The organism is Arthrobacter sp. Soil761, from assembly GCF_001428325.1.
Lineage (GTDB): Bacteria > Actinomycetota > Actinomycetes > Actinomycetales > Micrococcaceae > Arthrobacter.
The window spans coordinates 176,399-200,627 of the sequence record NZ_LMSF01000030.1; the positions used below are offsets into that span (position 1 = coordinate 176,399).

The following is a 24,229-nucleotide window of genomic DNA, read 5'->3' on the forward strand; positions in this document are numbered from 1 at the left end:
AACTAGTCAGGGGAAGAACCGGGGTCGAACGACACCGGCGCAGGGGCGTGCTCGGAGGCCTCGCCGGCGGGAACAGCGCCAGGCCGCTCAAAACCAAAATAGGCAGGGCTAAGCCATGCTGCGGCACCGGATGAACCGCCGGATGATCCAGCGCTGCCGGTGCCGGATCCCGGTGCGGCAGGAACCTGGGCAGGCAGCGGTGCCGGCTCGACGGGAAGGGGCTGCCCCGACGCGGGGTCAGCCGGGACAGACATGCCATCCCACGGGGAGGACGTGTTGGCCAGGGCTGCACTGCGTACCGTTGCCAAGGCCACGCTGCCGCCGGCAACCGGCGCCGTGGGCGACGCATCCGGTTCCTGCCCCGGTTCCAGGCCCGTTCCGGCCCCATCCGGAAGGATTTCCAAGGCCACGGGCTGAGCTGCCGCGGGACCAGGGACAACCCCGGAAGGAAGATCTGCCGGCACGGCGTCAACGGCCGGGGCGGGAAGCGGAAGTGGAGCGGTGCCGGTCAGAAGATCGGCAACGGGCTGCAGCGCCGGTTCAAGTACCGGGACGGCCTCGGCTGCAGGGGCTACAACAACCTGCACCACCCCGGCCGTCACTGTGTCGGCGATCTCCCCAACGGGAGCGGAGACAGTGGAAAGGGTTCCCGCCGGAATCACCTGGTCCAGCACGGGAACGGAGTTAATGAGCTTGTCGGCAACGCCGGCGACCTGGGCTACGACAGGCTGCACCAGTCCAGGGCCTGCAGCAGGTCCGGCCGGGGAGGCAGCAGGAGCCAGTGAAACAGTGTCCGCAAGTTCGTAGGCCAAGGATGAGGCCGAGCCGGTGACGCTGCCGAGCAGGGAAGGGGAGTCAGGCCCGGCGTCGGCGGATGCTGAAGTTGACGAAAGCGCCAGCCAAGTAACTGCGGCTGCCCCGGCAAGGAGCGCTGGTCGCAGGGCACGCCATGGCGAACTCATGCTAGCCATGCGTACCACCCCCCAGTGAGCTGTGCAATCAATGCTGGCTAAAGCCTATGACTCCTTGTTGCCGCAAGTCCAGACTTTGCTAAAGGGATTTTACAAAGGGCGGGAACAAGCACTGAAGGTGTCAAGGGCGAAAGCAGGAAGTCACATGCCCCAACCTCACCGCGAAAGCCGCCTTGCCGACGTCGAGCATCTTTCGCGGCGCCTCTTGCTAATGGCCGTCGTTGGGGTAGGTCACACCGAGCTGGGCACGAACGCCATCGAAAAGCCGCATGGTGTTCAGTGTGTCTTCGAGCGGCATCACCGGACTCTCCGTCACTCCCTGCTGGACACACCGCATTACTTCGCGCAGCTCGTAGGTGTACCCCTTGCCCACAACGTCGAAGGTTTCCGTCCGGCGGTCTTCCCACCCCTTGGTGATGAGGAGTTCGCGGGGGTTGTTGATGGAGCCCACGCTCTGCAGGAAGCCCAGGCTCCCTGCGACGGTCGCCGTGCGCGGACCGTGTGCCAGGAGTGAGGAGGTGAGCTGGACCTGGGCCGCGTGGCCGTAGCCGAGGGTCATGGCGTTCTGCGAATCCACGCCGTCGTCGTTGACGAAGCCCGTGGCGCTCACGGTGTGGGGAAAGCCAAGGGTGCCCAGCGCCCACAGGAGCGGGTAGACGGACAAGTCCAGCAACGCCCCTCCGCCGTCCTTCCGCGCCCACAACCTGGCCGTGGGGGAGTAGGGGGCGGGGAAGCCCAGGTCCGCGGTAATCCAGTGGATGTCGCCAAGTTCACCCGAAGCTGCGATCTGGAACGCGCGCTGCATCGAGGGCAGGAACCGGCTCCACATGGCTTCCATAAGGAAGAGACCTCGGCTGCGGGCAACATCGATGAGCTCGGATGCTTCCCGGGCGTTGATGGTGAACGCCTTCTCGCAGAGCACGTGCTTGCCGGCGTTGAGGGCGGCGAGAACCATCTCGTGGTGCTGCGCGTGCGGCGTGGCGACGTAGACAACGTCCACGGCGTCATCGGCGAGGAGCCGCTGGTAGCCGGGGACACCGCCGTCGTCACCATAGGCTTTTGCGAAGTCATAGGCCACGGCAAAAGCGTCCGCGCTGTCCTGTGCCCGGGAGCTGACCGCGTACAGCTCGGCGTCTTCAAGCAGCGCGAGATCCTGGGACACGGCGCGGGCGATGCTGCCCGTTGCAATAATTCCCCAGCGCAGGGGAGCCCCGGTGGCGGAGCGGGGATCCTGGTCAGGCTGGCTGGAAAGCCATGGCGTGGCGATGGGAGCAGTCATAGCTGCAATCCTGTCACAGCGGCGGGTGAGGACCGGGGATGTGCCGGCGACGGGGACAAGCAATAAAGGGGCCAACGGTGGGGGACGGGATGTCCCCCACCGTTGGCCCCTTGGCTGAGGTCAGGCGGAAGCGGCGACGGCGGTCCGGCCGCGGACCGGTTCCTCCGTCAGCTTGCCCTGCTGGAGGCGGAAGCGGCGGTCCGTCTTGTTCGCCAGGGCCCGGTCGTGGGTGACCACCAGGATGGTGGTGTCGTGGTCGCGGCTCAGCGAGCTGAGGAGTTCGATGATGTGGTCGCCGGTCTGTTCGTCAAGGTTGCCGGTGGGCTCATCGGCGAGGATGAGCTTCGGTTCGTTGGCCAGGGCCCGCGCAATGGCCACCCTTTGCTGTTCGCCGCCGGAAAGCCGGTTGATGCGCCGTTCGTGCTTGGACGGATCCAGCTGGACCTGCTCCAGCAATTCCCTGGCGCGCTCCAGCCGGGCGGCCTTGCGCACCCCGGCAAATTCCATGGGGAGCATGACGTTGTCCACGGCGGACAGGTTGGGGATCAGGTTGAACTGCTGGAACACGAATCCGATGTCCCGGCGGCGGTATTCCGTCAGCTTGCTGTCCGGCAGGCTCGCCAGGCTGACGCCGTCCACGACGACGTCTCCGCTGGTGGGCTTGTCCAGTGCCCCAAGGAGGGACAACAGGGTGCTCTTGCCGCTGCCGCTCTTGCCCACGATCGAGGCCAGGGTGCCCTGGTCCAGGGCGAAGCTGACGTCGTTGACCGGTTTGATGGTGTGGTCACCGGAGTTGAAGGTGCGGACCAGGTTCTTGACTTCAATCATGGCTATTCTCCTCGCAGGACTTCGATGGGACGGATGCGCGCGGTGAGCAGCGCGGGAACCAGGGCGCCGATGATGGCGACACCGAACACAGCAGCGATGCCACCGGCGATCACCCCTGGTGAGGCGCTGGCGGTCACGGAGTTCAACAGTTGGGAAGCGCCGCCGAAGGGTCCGCCCTGGCCGCCCGGGAAGCCCGCGCCACCACCGGCCCCGCCCGGGACACCGCGGCCCGTGGCGGCGGTGGTTCTGGTGGTGTTGCTGCTGATCAGTGCCGAGGCGATGCCGCCGCTGGCGAACGATGCAATGGCGGCACCGACGGCGCTGCCCAGGGCTGCCAGGACCAGTGCCTCGAGGACGAACTGCAGGCCGACGGTGCGGTTGGGCGCGCCGATCGCCTTCAGCACGCCGATTTCCCTGCGGCGCTCGCGGACCAGCATCACCATGATGAGCAGGATGATGAGCCCTGCGGTGCCCAGGGCGGCGATGAAGGCGATGAAGGAAATGTTCTTGACGCTGTCCAGCGAACTGACCGCGGTCTGCAGGTTCTGGCCCTGGGTGACATCGGCCTTGTCCGTGCCGAGAGCCGTCTGCAGGGCCGTCTTGGTGCTGGCCACGTTGTCCATGGAGTTGACCGTGACGATCATGCTGGACAGTTCACCCGGTGTGCCTGCCAGGGTCTGGGCGGTGGGGAGGGTGACATACACAGCGTTGTTGCCAAAGGTGGTGCCGGCGTCGAACAATCCCGAGACCGTGTAGGTCTGGTCGTTGATGGTGAAGGTGGAGCCAACCGTGAGGTTGTTCTTCCCTGCCAGGGTGGTGCCCAGCAGGGCACTGGTGGATGCTGCCGAGTAGTCGCCGAGCCCGGAGCCCTGCGTGATGTTCAGTGCCTTGCCGGTGGTGTCGACTTCGGCGCCAATGCCGGTGGCGGTGATCGGCAGGGACCGGACGGGCTGCTGCGTGGTTCCGGTGGAGCCCGTGCTTCCGTTGGCCTGCTGGTTGCGGTTGCCAAGGGTGCCTGCGTCCACCGCCGCCGTGAGGCTGGTGGTCAGTGTGGCTGCCGCCTGGCCGCCGGGGCCTCCCTGCCCGTTCTGGCCTCCGGGCCCTGCCTGCCCGGTCTGTCCCGTTTGCCCGGCCGCGGCCTGTGCGGCCGCTTCGGTGGCATTGCGAAGCCGCAGGGAGGATGTCCCGACGACGGCACTGACGTTGGGCACGCCGGCGGCCGTGGCTGCCTGGCTGGTGGTGAGCGGCTCACCGCCGCCTTCGAAACCTTGCCCGCCGGCGGGGTTGACGGTCAGGACGGTGCCGACGGACGCATTGAGCTCCTGCACTTTCGCCCCGACCGCCTGGTTGGCTACCAGCATGGCCAGGGCAAGGCCAATGGCGACGGCCAGCACCGCGACAACAGCTGCGGTGCGGACCTTGTTTCTGAAGGCATTGCCTACGCTTCGGGCAAGGACGCTCACGTTACTCCTATGACTCAGGTGCCGGCGCGGAGGGCCGGCTTCGCATCAACCCTCGCTGGGCATCCTGTGCAGCAATCCGGCCCCACCTGTGTCTGGGCTGTGAAGGGCAGGGCCGGGAATCGAGTGCTGGTACTACAGTGGATGCATGGCTGCCAGCCGCAATCCGCTTGACGACCTGCGCGAAACCATCGGCCGTCTGGCCGATCAGCTCAAGCTGCCCGGTTCGGAGCGCGTCGACGACCTGGTGGGCGATCTCATGGCTGCGAGGCCCGGGCCGGCGCGGCCGCTGTCCGAGCTGCAGGCCGAGCTCGACGCCCTGGTCGGACTGGAGACAGTGAAGGAACAGGTGCGGGCGCTCGTCGCACTGCTCCAGGTCCAGGCCCGCCGTAAGGCGCACGGCCTGCCGGAGGTGGCCACATCACAGCATCTGGTATTCCTCGGAAACCCGGGCACGGGCAAGACCACCGTGGCGCGGCTCCTGGCCGAGATGTACCGCGCGGTCGGCCTGCTGCAGAAAGGCCATCTGGTCGAGGTCGACCGTTCGGGCCTGGTAGGGCAGTACGTCGGCACCACCGCCATCAAGACAGACCGGGTGATCCGGCGCGCGCTGGACGGCGTCCTGTTCATTGACGAGGCCTACGCGCTGGCCCCGGAGGACGGCCGGATGGATTTCGGCCCCGAGGCGATCGAGGTCCTGCTCAAGCGGATGGAGGACCACCGCCACCGCCTGGTGGTGATTGTGGCCGGGTACCCGCGGCTGATGGAGTCCTTCCTGCTCTCGAACCCCGGACTGCGCTCCCGGTTCGCCCGTGAAATCACGTTCCCCGACTACTCCGTCGACGCACTCCAGACGATCTTCCACCGGATGCTGGCCCAGCACGAGTACAGGCTGGAGCCGGGTGCGGACCAGATGCTGCGCCGCATTTTCACCGGGCTGCACGCGGGCGAGGACTCCGGCAACGCGCGGTTCGCCCGCACATTGTTCGAGCAGGCGCTCAACCGTCAGGCGCTGCGGCTGTCGCTCGACGAGGAACAAAGTCTTGACGCGCTCGATCGTGAGGCCGTCATGACGCTCACCGCGGACGACATCGTCGGGGCCGCACTGGCCTTGGGCGAGGAGCCGGAGCCGGAACCGACGCCGGAACAGGAGCAGCCACGCTGGTGGCGCTGGCTGGTCTGACCGGATCTGCCGGCGCCGCGGCTTCGGGCTGCTCCCCGGACAGCGGACTGCCCTTAAAAAACGAAACTGCTCCCCGTAAGTCGGAACTGAATCTTCAGTCCAACTTACGGGGAGCAGTTCAGGGTGGGGCCGGGCTTCCCGGCCTCCGGGTGTACCGGCTGGTTCTAGAAGCTGTTACTTGATGATCGGTTCGAGGACCGGGTCACCTTTGTAAGCAGTCTTCACATTGGCGGCCGTCACGATGACCGGCTCCAGCAGGTAGGCGGGAACCACCTTGTTGCCATTGTTGTAGGACTTGTCGTCGTTGACCTCAGGCTTCTTGCCCGCCTGGAGGTCCTTGACCATGGTGATGGCGTGCTCAACGAGCTTGCGGGTGTCCTTATTGATGGTGGAGTACTGCTCGCCCGCAAGGATCGACTTGACGGACTCAACCTCGGAGTCCTGCCCGGTGACGACGGGAAGCGGCTTGCCGGCGGCCTTGACTGAAGTCAGGACGGCACGGGCCAGAGTGTCGTTGGGGGAGAGGACGCCGTCCAACGACTCGGTTCCGTACGATCCGGTCAGGATGGTATCCATGCGGCGCTGGGCGTTCTCAGCTTTCCAGTCCTGGGTCACAGCCTTCTCAAACGTGGTTTGGCCGGAGAGAACCTTCAGCGTGCCGTCGTCGATCTTAGCTTTCAGGACGCTCATGGCACCGTCGAAAAACACCTTTGCATTGGCATCGTCCGGCGAGCCAGCGAGAAGCTCAACGTTGTACGGGCCGGAGGGCTTCTTGGCCTTCATCCCGTCCAACAGCGCCTGTCCTTGCAGCTGGCCGACCTTGAAGTTGTCGTAAGCCACGTAGTAGTCCACATTCTCGGTGTTCAGCAGCAGGCGGTCGTAAGCGATGACCGTGGCTCCGGCGTCCTTGGCCTGCTTGAGCTGGGTACCCAGCTGGGACCCGTCCAATGCACCCACGATAACCACCTTGGCGCCCTTGGCGATCATGGCACTGATCTGGTTCTGCTGTTCGGCCACACCATTGTTGGCGAACTGGACCGTGGGTTTGAAACCGGCACTGGAAAGACCGTCGTTGAACAGCTTCTCCGCCAGGACCCAGTTCTCGCTGGTCTTCTTCGGAAGTGCCACACCGATCGCCGAGTCCTGCGGGAAGCCTCCGGCTCCCCCACTGGCGCCACCGCCAGAGTTACTGGGTTCGGAACGTCCGCAGCCCGTCAGCGCCAATGCTGCGATGGCAGCTACCGCTGCTGCCTTCCCTGCTTTGCCAAACATTCGCATTTCTTGTCCACTTTCTTTTGGGGGTGTTGGGGTCAGGAAGTCCTGCTCAGGCTTCCCTGGAGATGGTTTCTCGTGTAGAGGTGACCTCGTCCGGCTGAAGAGGGGTGCCGGGTCCGCTGGATGGACGGTTGAAGTTCTTCATCATCAATCCGATAATTGACGCCCGTCCCTGTGACTTGTTGTACACATCGATGGCAACTGCCACCAGCAGCACCAGGCCTTTGATCATGGACTGCCAGTCAGCGCCGACGCTGAGCAACTGCAGACCGTTGTTCAACACGGCCATCACCAGACCACCGACGATGGAGCCGATGACCGTACCGACGCCGCCAGTCACCGCCGCACCGCCGATGAACACTGCGGCGATGGCATCAAGTTCCCAGCCTGTGCCGTCAGAAGGTCCCGCCGAGGTGGAACGGGCAACGAAGATCATTCCGGCCAGTCCGGCGATGATGGACATGTTCATCATGACCAGGAAGTTGATCTTCTTTGACTTCACGCCGGAGAGTTCTGCCGCGTGGCGGTTGCCACCCACCGCATATACGTGCCGTCCAACGACCGTTTTCGAGGAAATGAAGCCATAAATCAAGACCAGCACAGCGAGAATGAGGCCGGGGATTGGGAAGGAGGTGCCCGGACGGCCAGTGGCGAACAGGTAGGTCGCGTACAGAATTGCGCCGCAAATCAGGACCAGCCTGAGGACGCTCACCCAGGTCTCCGAAACCTCAGCGCCGAGGGCTTTGGCCATGCGCCGGCGCCGTATTTCACTAAAGACCACGAACGCGACTGCTGCAAGTCCAAGGAGGAGCGTGAGGTTGTTGAACCCAGTGTCTGGCCCGACTTCAGGCAGGTAGCCTGCTCCGATGTACTGGAACTCCCTTGGGACAGGAATGGAGTTGGACTGGCCAACAAACTGCTGCGCCCCGCGGAAGATCAGCATGCCCGCCAAGGTGACGATGAATGCGGGGATGCCGACATAGGCCGTCCACCACCCTTGCCAGGCTCCGATAGCGGCCCCCAGGCCGAGGCCCAGGAGGATAGCCAGGTACCAAGGGAGGTTCCAGTCCCGCATCGTGATGGCCACCATCATCCCGACGAACGCCGCCACCGAGCCTACCGACAAGTCGATGTGGCCGGCGATGATCACCAGCACCATGCCGATGGCGAGGATGAGGATATAGGAGTTGCCATTGAAGAGGTTGATGACGTTACCCGGGGTAAGCGTGATGCCGCCGGTGAGCCACTGGAAGAGAACTATCAGAGCCACCAAGGCAAAGATCATCCCGAACTGGCGGGTGTCACCACCGAAGAGTTTCTTGAGCGCGTTCATTGTTTTGGTCCTTGTTTCTGGAAGGTTCTGGAAAGCTCCAGAGGGTTAGGCAGCTTTTCGAGTGGTGGAGGTCATGAGCTTCATCAGGCTTTCCTGGCTGGCTTCCTCTTTGTTGAGCACCCCGGTGATGGCACCCTCGAAGATCGTGTAGATGCGGTCCGAGAGACCCAGAAGTTCCGGCAGCTCAGAGGAAATCACGATGACGCCCTTGCCCTGGTTGGCAAGCTCCTGGATGATGCCGTAGATCTCGTACTTGGCCCCGACGTCGATGCCGCGGGTGGGTTCGTCCAGGATCAGCAGGTCGGGGTCCGTAAACATCCATTTGGCCAGGACCACCTTTTGCTGGTTGCCGCCGGACAGCTTGGCCACCCCTTCCTGTACTGAAGGGGCCTTGGTCCGCAGCGACCGACGATACTGCTCCGCCACAGCGAATTCCTGGTTGGTGTCCACCACACTGCGTTTGCTGATCTTTTCGAGGTTGGCGGAGACCGTTGTGGTCTTGATGTCGTCAAGCAAATTCAGTCCGAGGGATTTCCGGTCTTCGGTAACGTAGCCCAGTCCGGCGTCGATAGCTTGGTGGACGCTTTTGAGTGTGACTTCCTTGCCGTTGATATAGATCTGGCCGGAGACGAAATGGCCGTACGACCGGCCGAAGACGGAACGGGCCAGTTCGGTGCGGCCCGCGCCCATCAGCCCGGCGAAGCCGACGATCTCGCCGCGGCGTACAAAGAAGCTGGAATTCTTACATACCAGCCGGTCCTGGATCTGAGGATGGGCGACGGTCCAGTTCTTCACCTCGAAGAACACTTCGCCGATCTTGGGGGTGTGGTCCGGGAAGCGGGACTCGAGGGTCCGCCCCACCATGCCCTTGATAATACGGTCCTCGTCCACGCCGTCGGCCTTCACGTCAAGGGTTTCGATGGATTTGCCGTCACGGATGATGGTGATGGAGTCGGCGATCTGCTCAATTTCGTTTAGTTTGTGGGAAATGATGATGGACGTGATGCCCTTGGCCTTCAGCCCGAGCATCAGGTCCAGCAGGTGCTGGGAGTCGGACTCGTTGAGGGCGGCAGTGGGCTCGTCCAGGATCAGGATCTTCACGGACTTGTTCAGCGCTTTGGCGATCTCCACCAGCTGCTGCTTGCCTACGCCGATCTCCTTGATGGGCGTGTCCGGATCATCCCGCAGGCCCACCCTCGCCAGCAGGTCCAGTGACCGCAGCCTGGCTTCGGCCCAGTCGATCACGCCCCGCTTTGTGGGTTCGTTGCCAAGGAAGATGTTCTCCATGATGGACAGCTCCGGGATCAACGCCAGTTCCTGGTGGATGATCACGATGCCGGCGTGTTCGCTGGCCCGGATATCCCTGAACTGCTGGACCTGCCCCTGGTAGACGATGTCGCCGTCGTAGCTGCCGTAAGGGTAAACGCCGGAGAGGACTTTCATCAGGGTGGATTTGCCGGCGCCGTTCTCGCCGCAAATGGCGTGGATCTCACCGGCTTTGACCCGAAGGCTTACGTTATCCAACGCTTTAACGCCGGGGAATTCCTTGGTGATGGACCGCATCTCGAGAATGATCGGATCCGTATGCGTGGTCTGGGACGTCATGAACCCTAACCCTCCAATGCAATGACTTCTTTGTCCGGCCGGCAAAGCGCAGGGCCGTCTGAACCAAAAGTAAACTGGATCACAGCTGTTGTCGTCAAGTCTTTAACGCAATTGCTGGGTAACGATGTGGTCTACGGCTTGCGGATTCCGGCGTGCTGGAAGACCAGGGCGGCCGCGCCGAGGGCCTCTGCCCGGTCGCCCAGGGAGGACATGGTGAGGGTGGTGGTCTCCCCGATGACCGGCACCGCATGCCGGATCAGCCCCCTCCGGATTGGGTCCAGAAGGATGTCCCCCAGGCCTGCCAGCGGCCCGCCCACCACGATCACCTCGGGGTTGATCAGGTTCGCAACATTGCCCAGCGCCCGGCCCACCGCCAGTCCTGCGTCGTCCACCACGCGCAGGGTGGCGGAGTCCCTGTTCAGGGCCTTGCGGACAATATCCGCCGGCGTCAATGGCCGGTCCTCGCCCCGGCTGAGGAGCTCAATCATGGTGGTGGTGGATGCTATGGTTTCGAGGCATCCACGGTTGCCGCAGCGGCACACCAGGCCCTGTTCGTGGATGGTGGCATGGCCTATTTCGCCGGTGATTCCAACGTTGCCGTAGTACGGCGAACCGTTGAGGATCAAGCCGGCGCCGATGCCGGAACCGATCTTCAGGAACATCAGGTTGCTGACGCCGGAGTGCTGCCCCCAGGTCACCTCGGACCATGCGCCCAGATTGGCGTCGTTGTCAACGAACACGGGGATTCTCAACGTTTCCTCCAGGTGCTGAAGGATGTTGATGCCCACCCATTCGGGAAGGATGGCCCCTTGGGCCACGGTCCCGGTCCGCCGGTCAATGGGGCCCGGAATACCGACGCCGGCGCCCACCACGGAGGTGCGTTCCACCCCGCTTTCCCGGAGTAGTTTCTCCAGTAGTTCCACCGCTGCATGGATGCCCTCATCCGCCTGGTGGCCCAGCGGGAGCAGCACTGATTCTTCAGCGATGACGTGGTAGCTGAGCGAGGCCAGGACCACCCGCAGGTGCCGCCGGCCGAAGTCGATGCCGACCGCCACGGCGCCGTTGCTGTTCAGTCGCACATTCAGCGCCCGGCGCCCTGAACTGGTTATCGGCTCTGTGGATGCCAGGCCGGAGTCAAGCATGATTTTGACGATGTTCGAGACGGTGGCGGTGGAGAGCCCCGTCTGCCGGGCGAGCTCCGCCTGCGTGGACGGGCCGCCCATGAGTGCCTCAATAATCCGCTGCTGGTTCAGTTGCCGCAGGGCGGACTGGGACCCCGGATTCTTGGGCTTGCTCCTCGTTGAGCGCGTGGTTGCGGACATGCTAAGAAGATTGCCCTATCGCTGCTCTTGTAGTCAAGAAGTTAACGCATGGCCTGTACGGGCATGCAGGAAATCGGCCGTCATGAGTACCCTCCGCGGCATCTGTGCATTCCGTCCCGGCGCGCGGGCGCCCGGGTCCAAACGACCCACAATCCTCCGCTGGCGGCTGGTTAGGCTGGAACGAGAGATCAGTCGGGCCCAGCCATTTCAGATGGACGGGGATACAGAAGGTGGTAACGATGCTGCTGTCCGTCCTGCAGGCGAACGCCGTGGTCCTGGACGTCGAGGCCAACCTTCGGACCATCGACGACGCCGCCACCCGGGCTGCCCGTGCCGGTGCCCACCTGCTCCTGACGCCGGAGCTTTTCCCCGTGGGCTACGCCCCGCTGCGGGTGCGCGGCGACCTGGACCCGGCAACCTTTCCCGCTGTCCGCGAACGGCTGGCTGATATCGCCCGCCGTAACAGGATTGCCCTTGTCTACAGCCTGCCCGCCGAAGCGGCTGGGGACGGTGCCGGCGCTGGGGTCGCCGGCAGCCCCGCGTGGCACATTACAGCGACCCTGGTTGATGCCACGGGCACCGAACTCCTCAGGTATGCCAAGGTGCATCTGTTCGGCAATGAGGAACGCAAGGCGTTCGTGGCAGCCGCGCAACCTCCCGCCGTCGTGGATTTCGAGGGTGTCCGCACCTCCCTGCTGATCTGCTACGACATCGAGTTCCCCGAGGCCGCCCGGGCAGCGGCGGCCCGCGGCGCGGAACTGCTCCTGGTCCCCACTGCCCTGTCGGCCGGTTACGAGGCCGTGCCCCAGGTACTCATCCGGGCGCGGGCGCTGGAAAGCCAACTTTATGTTGCCTATGCCAACCACTGTGGGGTCGAGGACGCCTACACTTTCGGCGGCGGAAGCGTGGTGGCGGGACCCGACGGCAGGCTCCTCGCCGAAGCAGCGGACACCCCTGCAGTGCTTTTCGCGGAGATAGGCCCTGATGCGGTGCGCGCAGCCAGGGACGAGGTGCCGTACCTGCGGGAACGCCGGCCGGAGCTTTACCGGGAGTGGGAGGCCGGCCTGGCGCGGGAAGCAGGCCAGCAGGGCGGATAACCGCCTTCAGGCGCCGTTTCCCGCCGCCCCGCCGGTCAGCCCTTCGGTGTACTGCAGCGCAATCCAGAGCTCAGCCCGCACCTGCGCCTGGTTCAGGTCCATCCCCAGCATGTCGGCAATGACGCCGATCTGCCGCCGCACGCTGTTGCGGTGCAGCCCCAGCAGCTTGGCGGAACCATCCCAGCTGCCGTTTTCGCCAAGCCAGCCACGCAGGACGGCCAGCAGCGGATCGCGCCGGTCCGGTTCGAGCGCCAGGACAGGATGCAGGAGCCGCTCGGCCAGCAAGGTTCCGGCCTCACGGCCCAGCAGGCCCGTGACCGACCAGGACACCTCGTCGGCCCGCAGGCTCTGTCCACTTCGCTGGACCCGGCTGCGCAGGGACGTGGCCCGTTGGTACGCGGCGGGAAGGCTGGTCAGCTCGGTGGGTTCGCCGATCACCAGGCGCCAGCCGAGCCTCTCGACGTCGGCAAGCAGCGCGTCGTCCACCTTGAGCCGGGTCAGCGCGGCGAACCCGTAGTCGGTGATCTCCACCAGCTTGGTGTCGAACATGCGCCGCCACTGCAGCAGTTCCCTGACGGGGCTGTCTCCCGCCGGCCACTCCGGGGCATCCACCTTGACGCCTTGAAGCACGCGGATGGGCGCGGACCGGGTGGAAGACAGGCTCTGCGCCAGCAGGTCCTTGAGCCCGTTGACGTGCTTGCTCCCGCCGGTGGTGAGGCTCTCGGGGTGCAGCAGGACGGCGGTGGCCAGCTGGCTGGGGGCGAGCGAGCCACTGGTTCGCTGCCGGACCAGCAGCTCCAGCAGTCCGACGGCGGACTGGACCACGTTGTTCTGGGCGGGGGTCAGCGGATCGTCCGAGCCCAGGATCAGGGCACCGAGGTTGGCGTCCCTGGTGCTCCGCAGCGGATGGCCCACCACCAGCGCCGAGCCGGGTTGGTCAAAGCCGTCCATTTCCACCCGGGGGCCACGGCCGGACAGCAGCCGTTCCAGCATGGGTTCCAGCAGGGAAAGTTCGACGGCGGTGCTGCCGCCGGCGCTGGTGCCCCGGGCCCGGACCCGGCCGTCCGCTCCCACCATCACGGCCCACACGGGCACGCGCTGGACCAGCGCAGCCAGTAGTTCGTGCTCCGGTTTGGGGGAGAGGACGGCGCGCATGAGCTGCCGGTTGGTCTCTGCCAGCTGCCGGAAGACCCTGGCGTTGTCGGTTTCCAGGAGCTGGGAAAACTGCAGGCCGATCGCCGCGAAGGGAAGCGACTCGGGCACCTCGAACAAGGTGAGGTTGTGCCGCCGGCACGCGTCGAGGACCACCTCCGGGACGGCGTCGAAGTACGGCCTGATCCCGAAGCCCAGGGCCGCCACCTTGGCCTCCACCAGCCGGCGGACATAGGCGTCCACGCTGGCGGGTGATCCCCCGTCACCAAGGAAGGGGAGGCCGGCGGTGAGCAGGAATTCCCCCTCCGGAAGGTAGGGCGTGGGGTCCTCCAGCTCACTGGGCTCAACCCACCGCAGCAGCCGGCCGCCGCTGCCGCCGTCGTGAAGCATTGTCAACAGCGGCGGCAGCTGGTCGAGGAACTGCTGGAGGGTGACGAAGCTCAGCCGTCCTGACGTGGCCGGCTCAGCGGACATCATGTGCATTAAGTCTCATGGTGGATCACTATAAGTCATTTTGCACCGCGCTGAGAGTTGGCTCACATGCCAACCTTGGGAAGGGGAAACCGACAACTACTCTGAAGGGACGTCAACGGTGACTGTGCCTGTGACCACCGAAAAAACTCTTGTGCCAAGCGGCGTGCGGCCCAGCCTCCGGACACAGCTGCTGCGCCGTAAACCGATCGGCCAGATGGTCAGTGAGGCCGGAACAGGCCAGGACGGCACTGGACTGGTTCGCAGTTTCGGCGTCCTCCACCTGACCATGATCAGCGTGGGCGCCACCCTGGGGACCGGCATCCTGGTGATCCTTGGCGAGTCGGTTCCGTTGGCTGGCCCGGCCATCTGGATCTCGTTCGTCATCGCCGGCCTGGCCGCGCTGCTCTCAGCGGTGTCCTACGCCGAAATGGCAGGCCTGGTCCCCGTCGCGGGCTCCAGCTACTCCTACTCCTACGCCACCATGGGCGAGGGGATGGCCTGGATCTGCGGGTGGTGCCTTGTCCTTGAATACGCCGTCTCCGTCGCTGCCGTAGCTGTGGGGGCAGGGCAGTACGTCAACGAGGCGCTGGCAGCGTTCGGCCAGGTGCTGCCCGATGCCATGTCGCAGCCGCCCGGGGACGGCGGACTGGTGAACATCCCAGCGGTGGCCATCGTGGTGCTGGCCATGGTCCTGCTGGTCCGCGGCGCCCGTGAAAGCGCCTGGATCAACACCGCCGTCGTCATCATCAAGATCGGCATCCTGCTGTTCTTCTGCGCTGTTGCCTTTACCGCCTTCAACGCCGGCAACTTCGAACCGCTCCTTCCCATGGGTGCCGCAGGTGTGTCCGCGGCCGCTTCCCGGGTGTTCTTTTCCTACATCGGTTTCGACGCGGCATCCACTGCGGGCGAAGAGGCCAGGAACCCCAAACGCGATCTTCCCCGCGCCATCCTGCTGTCCATGGTGATCGTCACCAGCATCTACGTCCTCGTGGCCGTCGCCGCCATCGGTGCCCGGCCCTGGGGCTGGTTCGACGGCACCGAAGCCGCCCTGGTCCAGATCCTGGAGGAGACCACCAACCAGCCGTGGATCGCCTTGGTCTTTTCGGTCGGCGCTGTCCTTGCGATCGCCAGCATCGTGCTCACGGTCCTGTATGGCCAAACCCGCATCCTGCTCTCGATGTCCCGGGACGGCCTGGTGCCCGAGGTCTTTGGACGCGTCTCCGCCCGGACCGGCACCCCGGCCGCAGGAACCCTGATTGTCGGCACCGCCGTCGCACTCACCGCGGGCCTGGTCCCGCTCGGCGCCCTCGCCGATGCCACCAGCATCGGAACCCTGTTCGCCTTCGCGCTGGTCAATGTCGCCGTCATCTACCTGCGGCGCAACCGGCCGGACCTCAAGCGAAGCTTCCGGGTGCCGCTGTATCCCCTGACTCCCGTGCTGGGCACGCTGATGTGCGCCTACCTGATGGCCAACCTTGGAGCCGATACCTGGGTTGTCTTTGGTGCCTGGATGCTGGTGGGGATCGCCATCTACTTCGGCTATGGACGCCGGAACTCGAAGGTAGCGGCTCTCAGTGAGCTCGACTACCGTGAACTGACCGCCAAGGCCCCACGCCAGGAACCTGTGAAAGCAGAACTATCATGACAACCGCCACCGAACTGCCGGCCTTCGACCCCTCCAGCACCTCCGCGGCTCCCGCAGGCGCCGCCGGACGGGGCATCGCCGGAAACGCGGCCCCCATCACCATGCTGAACCCCGACTTTCCGTTCAGCTACGACCACTACCTGGCCCACCCCGATGGCCTGGGTTCCGTCCCGCCGGAGCTTTACGGCACGGAAGTCGCCGTCATCGGCGCCGGCCTCTCCGGCCTGGTGACCGCCTATGAACTGATGAAACTGGGACTGCGGCCCGTGGTCTATGAAGCGGACCAGATCGGCGGGCGGCTCCGCACCGCCGCCTTCCCCGCAGCGCCCGGAGTGGTGGCGGACCTGGGCGGGATGCGCTTCCCGGTATCGGGCAAGGCCTTCTACCATTACGTGGACCTGCTGGGCCTGGAGACCCAGGAGTTCCCAAACCCCCTCGCCGAGGCCACGTCCAGCACCGTGATCGAGCTGGCCGGCAAGAAGCACTATGCGGAGAAGCCGGGCGACCTTCCGCCGTTCTTCCGCGAGGTGGCCGACGCCTGGAAGGCCGCGGTCAATGACGGCGCCAAGTTCGTCGAAATGCAGGACGCCATCCGGGCCCGGGACATGGCCCGCATCAAGGACCTCTGGAACGAACTGCTGCCGCTCATGGACGAGCAGACCTTCTACGGCTTCATCGCAGCCAGCGAGTCCTTCAAGAAGGCAGGCTTCGCCCACCGGGAGGCCTTTGGCCAGGTGGGGTTCGGCACCGGCGGCTGGGACACCGACTTCCCCAACTCCATCCTGGAAATCCTTCGCGTGGTCTACACCGACGCGGACGACCAGCACCGGCTGATCCGCGGGGGAGCACAGCGCCTGCCCGAGGCACTCTGGCAGCACGCGCCGTCGGACATGGTGCACTGGCCCGCCGGCACCTCCCTTTCCTCGCTGCACTCCGGATCGCCCCGCGGTGCCGTGGGAAGGATCAGCCGCGACCCGGACGGGAACCTGCGGATCCGTGAACGCTGGGGCCGCGAGGCCAGCTACCCGGCGGTGGTGACCACCTGCCAGTCCTGGCTGCTGTCCACCCGGATCCACACGGAGGAGGCCTTGTTCCCGGCCGAGCTGTGGACCGCGATGGAGCGCTCGCACTACATGCAGTCCTCCAAGACGTTCGTCATGGTGGACCGGCCGTTCTGGAAGGACATCGACCCGGACACCGGCAACGAGGTCCTGTCCATGACGCTGACCGACAGGCTGAACCGCGCCACCTACCTGCTGGACAACGGCCCTGACCAGCCCGCCGTCATCCTGCTCTCCTACACCTGGAACGACGACGCGCTGAAGTGGCTGGCCCTGGACGCCGACGAACGCGTGGAACTGATGCTGCACTCGCTCGAACAGATCTACCCCGGAGTGGACATCGCAGGGCACATCGTGGGCCAGCCCATCACCGTGTCCTGGGAGGCGGACCCCAACTTCATGGGTGCCTTCAAAGCCAACCTCCCCGGCCACTACCGCTACCAGCAGAGGTTGTTCACCCACTTCAAGCAGGACAAACTGCCGGAGTCCCAGCGCGGCATCTTCCTGGCCGGCGACGACGTCTCCTTCACCGCCGGCTGGGCGGAAGGCGCCGTCACCACGGGGCTGAACGCGGTGTGGGGCGTGGTGAAGCACCTGGGCGGGTCCTCCGCGCCGGGCAACCCCGGCCCGGGCGACCTGCTGGACGAGTTCGGGCCCATCAGCCTGGACTGATGCAGGCCGGACTGGGTCAGGCGTGGAGCTCGCGGTGTTTCGCCGCGAGTTCCACGTAGCGCGCCGCATTGGCGCGGACGCCGTCGAACTCTTCATCCGTGAGTTCGCGGCGCACCTTGGCGGGCACGCCCGCCACCAGCGACCGGGGCGGAACCACCGTTCCTTCAAGCACGACGGCGCCGGCCGCCACCAGCGAGCCGGCGCCGATCACGGCGCCGTTGAGGACGGTGGCGCCCATGCCGATCAGGCAGTCGTCCTCCACCGTGCAGCCATGGACGACGGCGGCGTGCCCCACGCTGACCCGTTCGCCCACCGTGCAGGGGAAGCCGGGGTCGGCGTGCAGCACCACGTTGTCCTGCAGGTTGCTGCCGGCACCCACGGTGATGGCCGCGGTGTCGGCGCGGACGGAGACGCCGTAGAAGGCACTGGAATCCGGTCCCAGGCTGGCGTTGCCGATGATCGAGGCCGACGGGGCTACGAACGCTGAGTCATGGACAGCCGGGGAATTTCCGGCGAAAGGGTACAGAGGAGCCATGGCTTCACCATAAGCCACCCCTGCACCCAACTGACTCGCAGTAGATGCCGTTTTGAGGCCCCAAAACGGCATCTACTGCTACCTAGTTGAAGACCACCGTCAGTTGAAGACCGCGTCAGTTGAAGACCACCGTCCGGTTGCCGTCCAGGAGCACGCGGTGCTCGGCGTGCCACTGCACGGCCTGGACCAGCGTGCGCCCCTCCACGTCGCGGCCGATCTGCACGAACTGCTCAGGGGTGCGGGCGTGGTCCACCCGGATGACTTCCTGTTCGATGATGGGCCCCTCATCCAGGGCGGCCGTCACATAGTGCGCCGTGGCACCGATCAGCTTCACGCCGCGGGCATGAGCCTGGTGGTACGGCTTGGCGCCCTTGAAGGACGGCAGGAACGAGTGGTGGATGTTGATGGCCTTGCCGGTCAGCTCGGTGCAGAGTTCATCGGAGAGGATCTGCATGTAGCGGGCCAGCACGGTCAACTCGATATCGTGCTCCGCGATGATGGCGCGAAGTTTGTCCTCCGCCTGCACCTTGGTGTCCCTGGTCACCGGGATGTAGTGGAAGGGGATGCCGTAGAACTCGGCCAGCCCGGCGAGATCCTGGTGGTTGGACACAATGGCGGGAATCTCAATGGGCAGGGTGCCCGAGCGCTGCTGGAACAGCAGGTCGTTGAGGCAGTGGGCAGAAGTGCTGGCCATCACCAGGGTGCGCACCTTGTCGCCAACAGCATTGAGGTTCCACTGCATGGAGAAGGCCTCCGCCACTGGCTCCAGCGCGGCACGGAGCTCCGACTTGGGGGCTGCCGTGGTCACCTCAACGCGCATGAAGAAGTTCCCGGTTGAAGGGCTGCCGTACTGCTGCGAATCCGTGATGTTGCACCCCGCCACCAGCAGCGCTCCGGCCACCGCGTGGACGATTCCGGGACGGTCCGGGCAGGACAGGGTTACAACGTACGCTTGGTTCAGCTGCTCTTCATTCACGCGTAATAGCCTACCCGCGCCGGGGGCGCCGGTTTTGGTAGGCTGGAATGGTCGCAACTGGCGTTGGGTGGCTAACCACCAGGGAGCGGCAATCACGAAGACCACGGATCGTACGCCTGGGCCGAGGGTCATGTTTTGCCGGAAATGGGGCTGCACCCGCGTCAGCGCAGCAGTGCCATGCCGAGCTTTCACGCCCTGTCATCAACGCGGTGCGAAAGTGCGCCACCCGGTAGCCTGACCTAAGCAGTGCCCATATCCCTAGCCAGGAGTTCTCCGTGACTACTACAGCCACCTCAACCACAGCCGTGAGCAACCAGCCGTTGGCTGAGCTCGATCCCGAAATTGCAGCAGTGCTGGACCAGGAGCTCGGCCGCCAGCGCGGCACCCTGGAGATGATTGCCTCCGAAAACTTTGCGCCCCGCGCCGTGATGGAAGCCCAGGGCTCCGTCCTCACCAACAAGTACGCCGAGGGCTACCCGGGCCGCCGCTACTACGGCGGCTGTGAATACGTCGACATCGCAGAGCAGCTGGCCATCGACAGGGTCAAGGCACTGTTCGGCGCCGAATACGCCAACGTCCAGCCGCACTCCGGCGCGCAGGCCAACGCCGCCGCCCTCTCCGCCATGATCACCCCGGGCGACAAGATCCTGGGCCTTTCCCTGGCCCACGGCGGGCACCTGACCCACGGCATGAAGCTGAACTTCTCCGGCAAGCTGTACCAGGTGGCCGCCTACCAGGTTGAGGAAGACACCTTCCGCATCGACATGGACAAGCTCCGCGAGCAGGCCATCGCCGAAAAGCCGCAGGTCATCATCGCCGGCTGGTCCGCCTACCCGCGCCACTTGGACTTCGCTGCCTTCCGCTCCATCGCCGATGAGGTTGGCGCGCTGCTCTGGACCGACATGGCGCACTTCGCCGGACTGGTTGCCGCCGGACTGCACCCGAGCCCGGTGCCGCACTCCGACGTCGTCACCTCCACCGTGCACAAGACCCTGGCCGGTCCGCGCTCGGGCGTGATCCTCGCCAAGGAGCAGTGGGCCAAGAAGCTGAACTCCAGCGTCTTCCCGGGCCAGCAGGGCGGCCCGCTGATGCACGTCATCGCCGCCAAGGCCGTGGCCTTCAAGATTGCCGGCACGCAGGAATTCAAGGAGCGCCAGGAGCGCGTCCTGGAAGGCGCCCGGATCATCGCCGACCGCCTGAACCAGGCCGACGTGTCAGAGGCCGGCGTCTCCGTCCTCACCGGCGGCACGGACGTCCACCTGGTGCTCGTGGACCTTCGCAACTCGCAGCTGGACGGCCAGCAGGCAGAAGACCTGCTGCACTCGGTGGGCATCACCGTCAACCGCAACGCCGTGCCGTTCGACCCCCGCCCGCCGATGGTCACCTCCGGCCTGCGCATCGGCACCCCGGCCCTGGCCACCCGCGGCTTCGGTGCCGCCGAATTCACCGAGGTGGCCGAGATCATCGCCACCGCCCTCAAGGCAGGCACCAGCGCCGACGTCGAGGCCCTGCAGGCCCGCGTGGACAAGCTGGCAGCCGACTTCCCGCTCTACCCGCAGCACGAGCAGTGGTAACCGATGGCTGAAACCACAACCGCACAGATCCTTGACGGCAAGGCTACCGCCGCCGCCATCAAGGCCGAGCTGACCGAACGCGTGGCCGCACTCAAGGCCAAGGGCGTCACGCCCGGCATCGCCACTGTGCTGGTGGGAGCGGACCCCGCCTCGCAGCTGTACGTGTCCATGAAGCACAAGCAGTCCGAGCAGATCGGGATGAACTCCATCCAGCGTGAGCTTCCGGCCGATGCCACGCAGGAACAGGTGGAGGCCCTCATTGACGAACTCAATGCGGACCCGGCCTGCCACGGCTACATTGTGCAGTTGCCGCTGCCCAAGCACCTGGACACGGACGCCATCCTGGAGCGCATCGATCCCGCCAAGGATGCCGACGGCCTGCACCCCACCAACCTTGGCCGGCTTGTGCTGAACGTCAACAACAAGATCACCACGCCGCTGCCGTGCACCCCCCGCGGGGTCATCGAGCTCCTGGAGCGCAACGGATACAGCCTGGCAGGCAAGCACGTTGTGGTGGTGGGGCGCGGCGTCACGATCGGCCGCTCCATCGGCCTGCTGCTCACGCGGCGCGAGGTGAACGCCACCGTGACCCTGACCCATACCGGGACCAGGAACCTGTCAGAACTGCTCCGGCAGGCGGACGTCATCGTGGGCGCGGCCGGTGTGAAGCACATCGTCAAGGCCGCGGACGTAAAGCCGGGCGCAGCGGTGCTGGATGTCGGCGTTACCCGCGAGACCGATCCGGACACCGGCAAGAGCCGCGTCTACGGCGACATCGATCCCGCCGCCGCCGATGTGGCCGGCTGGATTTCGCCGAACCCCGGGGGCGTCGGTCCCATGACCGTGGCGCTGCTGATGACCAACGTGGTGGAGGCCGCCGAACGCGCGGCAGCCAACGCGCACTAGTCCCCGGCACTAAGTGCACGACGGCGGCACGGTACCTTCCGCAGGGAAGGCGCCGTGCCGCCGTCGTCCGTTTCAACGTAACTGCAAGCACACTTCCACCTGCGCCGCGCCTCCACTAGTCTGCACAGGTGCACAACCACGCCCTTACCCCCTCCGGCACGATAACCGGGGGCCCGCCGTCCGGCACCGTCATCTCCGCCGAAAACCTGACCAAGACCTACGGCGACGTGGCCGCCGTGGACGGCATCTCGTTCACCGTGCAAGCGGGGGAGTCCTTCGGCCTCCTGGGGCCCAATGGGGCGGGCAAATCCACCACCATGAAGATGATCGGCGGCGTGACCCGCCGGTCCGCCGGCCGGCTCACCATCATGGGCCTGGACCCGGACACGCACGGACCCGAGGTACGCGCCCACCTGGGCGTGGTTCCGCAGCAGGACAACCTGGACGAGGAACTCCGCGTCCGCGACAACCTCCTGGTCTACGGCCGCTACTTCGGCCTGCCCATGAGCTACCTCAGGCCCAAGGCCGATGAACTGCTGGAGTTCGCACAGCTGACGGACAAAGCGAGGTCCAAGGTGGACGCGCTCTCCGGCGGCATGAAACGCCGCCTGACCATCGCCCGTTCACTGATCAACGAGCCGCAGATCCTGCTGCTGGACGAGCCCACCACGGGCCTGGATCCGCAGGCCCGGCACATCCTGTGGGACCGCCTGTTCCGGCTCAAGGAGCAGGGCGTCACGCTGATCCTCACCACCCATTACATGGATGAGGCCGAGCAGCTCTGCGACCGGCTGATCGTGGTGGACAAGGGCCGGATCATGGCCGAGGGCTCGCCCGCGCAGCTGATCCGCGGGCATTCCACCCGGGAGGTGGTGGAACTGCGGTTTGGTTCCGAGCGGAACGCCGCAATCGCGTCCCGGCTGGAAGGCATCGGGGAACGGCTTGAGGTGCTGCCGGACCGGGTGCTGATGTACGCGCACGACGGCGAGTCAGCCCTTGAGCAGGTGTCGGCCCGCGGCCTGAGGCCGCTGACATCGCTGGTCCGGCGGTCGTCGCTGGAGGATGTGTTCCTTCGGCTCACCGGCAGGAGCCTCATTGACTGATAGGCAGGCGTCCGGGCGGCAGCCGACCGGAGGGCAGGCAGGGGCCGCGCAGCCGGGCGGCCTGCGCGCGCATGCGCCGGCGGTTTCGGCGGCAAGGGCGCGGCGCTGGGGCTCCTTCTACTATGCCGAGCAGGTGCTCCGGGTGATGAAGGGTTACAGCTGGTCCATCCTGATGTACAGCGTGGGCCAACCGGTGGCGTACCTCTTCGCCATGGGGGTGGGACTGGCCACCCTGGTGGATACCGGCAACGCGGCCTTTGGCGGCGTGTCCTACCTCGCCTTTATCGCCCCGGCGCTGCTGGTGGCCGCCGCCGTGATGACGGCAGCCAACGAGTTCACTTTTCCCGTTATGGCAGGTTTCAAATGGCGCCGGGTCTACTATGGCCCGCACGCGTCGCCGCTGACGCCGCAGCAGATCGCCGCCGGGCAGGTCATGGCCGTGACGCTGCGCCTGGTGCTGCAGTCGGCCATCTACTTCGCGGCCGTGGCGCTGTTCGGTGCCTCGCCGTCGGGCTGGGGCTGGGCCGGGATACTGGTGGCCACCCTGACAGGGCTGGCCTTCGGGCTGCCGCTGATGGCATATTCCGCATCGATCACCGAAGACAAGGGGCAGTTCGCACTGGTGATGCGGTTCATCGTGATGCCGCTCTTCCTGTTCTCCGGGACGTTCTTCCCGCTGGACAACCTGCCGTTGGCGGTCCGCTGGGTGGGCTGGATTTCGCCCATCTGGCATGGCACCGAACTGGGCCGGGTGCTCAGCTTCGGATACCGCGAACCGGCGGTCCTCAGCGTGCTCCATGCGGCCGTCCTGGCGGGGTTGGCAGTCACCGGCTGGGTCCTGACGCGGCGCCGGTTTGCCCTGAGGATGGGCCAGTGAGCGCATTTTCCGGTACCGCCGGCGCCTCCCGGAGCGCCGCGGAGCAAGCCCGCAGCCGCACTTTCGGGCCCCTGTATTCAGGCAATGCCAGGGCAGTCATTGCCCGTGGGCTGATGGCCACACGGAGCACCAACTGGCTGGTGATGCTGTCCGGGTTCTTTGAGCCGGTGCTGTTCCTCCTTTCCATTGGGGTGGGACTGGGCGCCATCGTTGGCAGCGTCCAGGGACCCAACGGAACCACCATCAGCTATGCGGCCTACATCGCACCGGCACTGCTGGCCGTCTCCGCGATGAACGGCGCCGTCTATGACTCCACCTGGAACGTCTTCTTCAAGATGAACTTCGCCAAGCTCTACCAGGGCATGCTGTATACGTCCCTGGGCCCGCTGGACGTGGCGCTTGGCGAGATCTTCCTGGCCCTGCTGCGGGGGATGCTCTACGCCACCGGCTTCACTGCGGTCATGGGCATCATGGGACTGATCACCACGCCCTGGGCACTGCTGATGATCCCAGCCTCGGTGCTGATCGCCTTTGGGTTCGCCAGCCTGGGCATGGGCATCACCAGCTTCCTCAAGACCTTCCAGCAGATGGACTGGATCAACTTCATCCTGCTGCCCATGTTCCTGTTCAGCGCCACGTTCTACCCGCTCAGCGTCTACCCACAGCCCATCCAGTGGTTCATCCAGGCCATGCCGCTCTGGCACGGGGTGGAACTGCTGCGGCAGATCAGTGTGGGCACTTTTACGGCTGCCACGCCACTGCATGTTGGCTACTACCTGGTGATGACCGCCGTGGGGATGCTGCTGACCACATTGCGCCTGCGGAGTTTGTTCCTGAAATAGCCTGCCCGGCGAGCTGCCCTGTTCGCCGGGGGTGGAAGGCGGCGGGAGCACAGTCCGCC

General features: G+C 65.5%; 20 protein-coding genes. 9 read left to right on the top strand and 11 right to left on the bottom strand.

Annotated elements, in window-relative coordinates; genetic code table 11:
* Nucleotides 1–2: 2 nt before the first annotated feature.
* The 4 genes from ASG79_RS19515 to ASG79_RS19530 form a co-directional block, all read right to left on the bottom strand.
* Complete coding sequence (locus ASG79_RS19515; protein WP_235509877.1) at nt 3–971, bottom strand: hypothetical protein; 969 nt, start codon at nt 969–971, stop codon at nt 3–5.
* A 208-nt stretch (nt 972–1,179) separates the two neighbouring features.
* Complete coding sequence (locus tag ASG79_RS19520; protein ID WP_056393428.1) at nt 1,180–2,250, bottom strand: Gfo/Idh/MocA family protein; 1,071 nt, start codon at nt 2,248–2,250, stop codon at nt 1,180–1,182.
* A 120-nt stretch (nt 2,251–2,370) separates the two neighbouring features.
* Nucleotides 2,371–3,078: an ABC transporter ATP-binding protein gene (locus ASG79_RS19525; RefSeq protein ID WP_056393430.1), complete on the bottom strand. Its 708-nt coding sequence runs from the start codon at nt 3,076–3,078 to the stop codon at nt 2,371–2,373.
* A gap of 2 nt (nt 3,079–3,080) precedes the next feature.
* On the bottom strand, nt 3,081–4,541 hold the full coding sequence (locus tag ASG79_RS19530; RefSeq protein WP_056393432.1) for an ABC transporter permease: 1,461 nt from the start codon (nt 4,539–4,541) through the stop codon (nt 3,081–3,083).
* A 145-nt stretch (nt 4,542–4,686) separates the two neighbouring features.
* Here ASG79_RS19530 and ASG79_RS19535 point away from each other — a divergent pair, with 145 nt between their 5' ends.
* Nucleotides 4,687–5,721, top strand: a complete 1,035-nt coding sequence (locus ASG79_RS19535; RefSeq protein WP_056393433.1) for an AAA family ATPase — start codon at nt 4,687–4,689, stop codon at nt 5,719–5,721.
* A 174-nt stretch (nt 5,722–5,895) separates the two neighbouring features.
* Here the strand turns inward: ASG79_RS19535 and ASG79_RS19540 are convergent, their stop codons facing one another.
* The 4 genes from ASG79_RS19540 to ASG79_RS19555 all read right to left on the bottom strand — a co-directional run bounded on the left by ASG79_RS19540 (nt 5,896) and on the right by ASG79_RS19555 (nt 11,256).
* Nucleotides 5,896–6,999 (bottom strand): sugar-binding protein, encoded by a 1,104-nt coding sequence (locus ASG79_RS19540; protein WP_056332472.1) that lies wholly within the window; start codon nt 6,997–6,999, stop codon nt 5,896–5,898.
* Nucleotides 7,000–7,045: 46 nt separating this feature from the next.
* On the bottom strand, nt 7,046–8,329 hold the full coding sequence (mmsB, locus tag ASG79_RS19545; RefSeq protein ID WP_056393436.1) for a multiple monosaccharide ABC transporter permease: 1,284 nt from the start codon (nt 8,327–8,329) through the stop codon (nt 7,046–7,048).
* A 45-nt stretch (nt 8,330–8,374) separates the two neighbouring features.
* Nucleotides 8,375–9,934, bottom strand: a complete 1,560-nt coding sequence (gene mmsA, locus ASG79_RS19550) for a multiple monosaccharide ABC transporter ATP-binding protein (RefSeq protein ID WP_056393438.1) — start codon at nt 9,932–9,934, stop codon at nt 8,375–8,377.
* Nucleotides 9,935–10,065: 131 nt separating this feature from the next.
* Nucleotides 10,066–11,256, bottom strand: coding sequence for an ROK family transcriptional regulator (locus ASG79_RS19555; protein WP_018770238.1), 1,191 nt, complete (start codon nt 11,254–11,256; stop codon nt 10,066–10,068).
* Nucleotides 11,257–11,495: 239 nt separating this feature from the next.
* On the opposite strand from ASG79_RS19555, the gene ASG79_RS19560 reads away from it, so the two are divergent.
* On the top strand, nt 11,496–12,353 hold the full coding sequence (locus ASG79_RS19560) for a nitrilase-related carbon-nitrogen hydrolase (protein ID WP_056393439.1): 858 nt from the start codon (nt 11,496–11,498) through the stop codon (nt 12,351–12,353).
* Between the two features lie 6 nt (nt 12,354–12,359).
* Here ASG79_RS19560 and ASG79_RS19565 read toward each other — a convergent pair whose 3' ends face one another.
* Nucleotides 12,360–13,979 (bottom strand): PucR family transcriptional regulator, encoded by a 1,620-nt coding sequence (locus ASG79_RS19565; RefSeq protein WP_056393594.1) that lies wholly within the window; start codon nt 13,977–13,979, stop codon nt 12,360–12,362.
* A gap of 214 nt (nt 13,980–14,193) precedes the next feature.
* On the opposite strand from ASG79_RS19565, the gene ASG79_RS19570 reads away from it, so the two are divergent.
* Both ASG79_RS19570 and ASG79_RS19575 read left to right on the top strand, forming a co-directional pair.
* Nucleotides 14,194–15,624, top strand: coding sequence for an amino acid permease (locus tag ASG79_RS19570; RefSeq protein ID WP_315898342.1), 1,431 nt, complete (start codon nt 14,194–14,196; stop codon nt 15,622–15,624).
* On the top strand, nt 15,621–17,357 hold the full coding sequence (locus tag ASG79_RS19575; protein ID WP_186447787.1) for a flavin monoamine oxidase family protein: 1,737 nt from the start codon (nt 15,621–15,623) through the stop codon (nt 17,355–17,357). Before ASG79_RS19570 ends, ASG79_RS19575 begins: the two co-directional genes overlap by 4 nt.
* Before the next feature lie 16 nt (nt 17,358–17,373).
* Here ASG79_RS19575 and ASG79_RS19580 read toward each other — a convergent pair whose 3' ends face one another.
* Both ASG79_RS19580 and purU read right to left on the bottom strand, forming a co-directional pair.
* On the bottom strand, nt 17,374–17,892 hold the full coding sequence (locus ASG79_RS19580; RefSeq protein WP_018770233.1) for a gamma carbonic anhydrase family protein: 519 nt from the start codon (nt 17,890–17,892) through the stop codon (nt 17,374–17,376).
* A 115-nt stretch (nt 17,893–18,007) separates the two neighbouring features.
* Nucleotides 18,008–18,868: a formyltetrahydrofolate deformylase gene (gene purU / locus ASG79_RS19585; protein WP_056393443.1), complete on the bottom strand. Its 861-nt coding sequence runs from the start codon at nt 18,866–18,868 to the stop codon at nt 18,008–18,010.
* 275 nt (nt 18,869–19,143) lie between these two features.
* Here purU and glyA point away from each other — a divergent pair, with 275 nt between their 5' ends.
* The 5 genes from glyA (at nt 19,144) to ASG79_RS19610 (ending at nt 24,170) form a co-directional block, all read left to right on the top strand.
* On the top strand, nt 19,144–20,442 hold the full coding sequence (gene glyA / locus ASG79_RS19590; protein ID WP_056393445.1) for a serine hydroxymethyltransferase: 1,299 nt from the start codon (nt 19,144–19,146) through the stop codon (nt 20,440–20,442).
* Between the two features lie 3 nt (nt 20,443–20,445).
* Entirely contained in the window at nt 20,446–21,348 is a 903-nt protein-coding gene (locus tag ASG79_RS19595; RefSeq protein ID WP_018770230.1) for a bifunctional methylenetetrahydrofolate dehydrogenase/methenyltetrahydrofolate cyclohydrolase, read from the top strand.
* A 128-nt stretch (nt 21,349–21,476) separates the two neighbouring features.
* On the top strand, nt 21,477–22,451 hold the full coding sequence (locus tag ASG79_RS19600) for an ABC transporter ATP-binding protein (protein WP_056393446.1): 975 nt from the start codon (nt 21,477–21,479) through the stop codon (nt 22,449–22,451).
* Nucleotides 22,444–23,328 carry an ABC transporter permease gene (locus tag ASG79_RS19605; protein WP_082581840.1) on the top strand — a complete coding sequence of 295 codons (885 nt, stop codon included), beginning with the start codon at nt 22,444–22,446 and terminating at the stop codon, nt 23,326–23,328. The genes ASG79_RS19600 and ASG79_RS19605 overlap by 8 nt, the downstream gene beginning before the upstream one ends.
* Nucleotides 23,325–24,170 (top strand): ABC transporter permease, encoded by an 846-nt coding sequence (locus ASG79_RS19610; RefSeq protein ID WP_056393448.1) that lies wholly within the window; start codon nt 23,325–23,327, stop codon nt 24,168–24,170. The genes ASG79_RS19605 and ASG79_RS19610 overlap by 4 nt, the downstream gene beginning before the upstream one ends.
* Nucleotides 24,171–24,229 lie beyond the last annotated feature (59 nt).

Coding starts and splice junctions, on each gene's coding strand:
- mmsA (WP_056393438.1), bottom strand. CDS start 9,934: ATGACGTCCCAGACCACGCATACGGATCCGATCATTCTCGAGATGCGG.
- ASG79_RS19525 (WP_056393430.1), bottom strand. CDS start 3,078: ATGATTGAAGTCAAGAACCTGGTCCGCACCTTCAACTCCGGTGACCAC.
- ASG79_RS19560 (WP_056393439.1), top strand. CDS start 11,496: ATGCTGCTGTCCGTCCTGCAGGCGAACGCCGTGGTCCTGGACGTCGAG.
- ASG79_RS19580 (WP_018770233.1), bottom strand. CDS start 17,892: ATGGCTCCTCTGTACCCTTTCGCCGGAAATTCCCCGGCTGTCCATGAC.
- ASG79_RS19595 (WP_018770230.1), top strand. CDS start 20,446: ATGGCTGAAACCACAACCGCACAGATCCTTGACGGCAAGGCTACCGCC.
- ASG79_RS19535 (WP_056393433.1), top strand. CDS start 4,687: ATGGCTGCCAGCCGCAATCCGCTTGACGACCTGCGCGAAACCATCGGC.
- ASG79_RS19565 (WP_056393594.1), bottom strand. CDS start 13,979: ATGTCCGCTGAGCCGGCCACGTCAGGACGGCTGAGCTTCGTCACCCTC.
- ASG79_RS19555 (WP_018770238.1), bottom strand. CDS start 11,256: ATGTCCGCAACCACGCGCTCAACGAGGAGCAAGCCCAAGAATCCGGGG.
- ASG79_RS19570 (WP_315898342.1), top strand. CDS start 14,194: ATGGTCAGTGAGGCCGGAACAGGCCAGGACGGCACTGGACTGGTTCGC.
- ASG79_RS19515 (WP_235509877.1), bottom strand. CDS start 971: ATGGCTAGCATGAGTTCGCCATGGCGTGCCCTGCGACCAGCGCTCCTT.
- ASG79_RS19540 (WP_056332472.1), bottom strand. CDS start 6,999: ATGCGAATGTTTGGCAAAGCAGGGAAGGCAGCAGCGGTAGCTGCCATC.
- mmsB (WP_056393436.1), bottom strand. CDS start 8,329: ATGAACGCGCTCAAGAAACTCTTCGGTGGTGACACCCGCCAGTTCGGG.
- ASG79_RS19575 (WP_186447787.1), top strand. CDS start 15,621: ATGACAACCGCCACCGAACTGCCGGCCTTCGACCCCTCCAGCACCTCC.
- ASG79_RS19520 (WP_056393428.1), bottom strand. CDS start 2,250: ATGACTGCTCCCATCGCCACGCCATGGCTTTCCAGCCAGCCTGACCAG.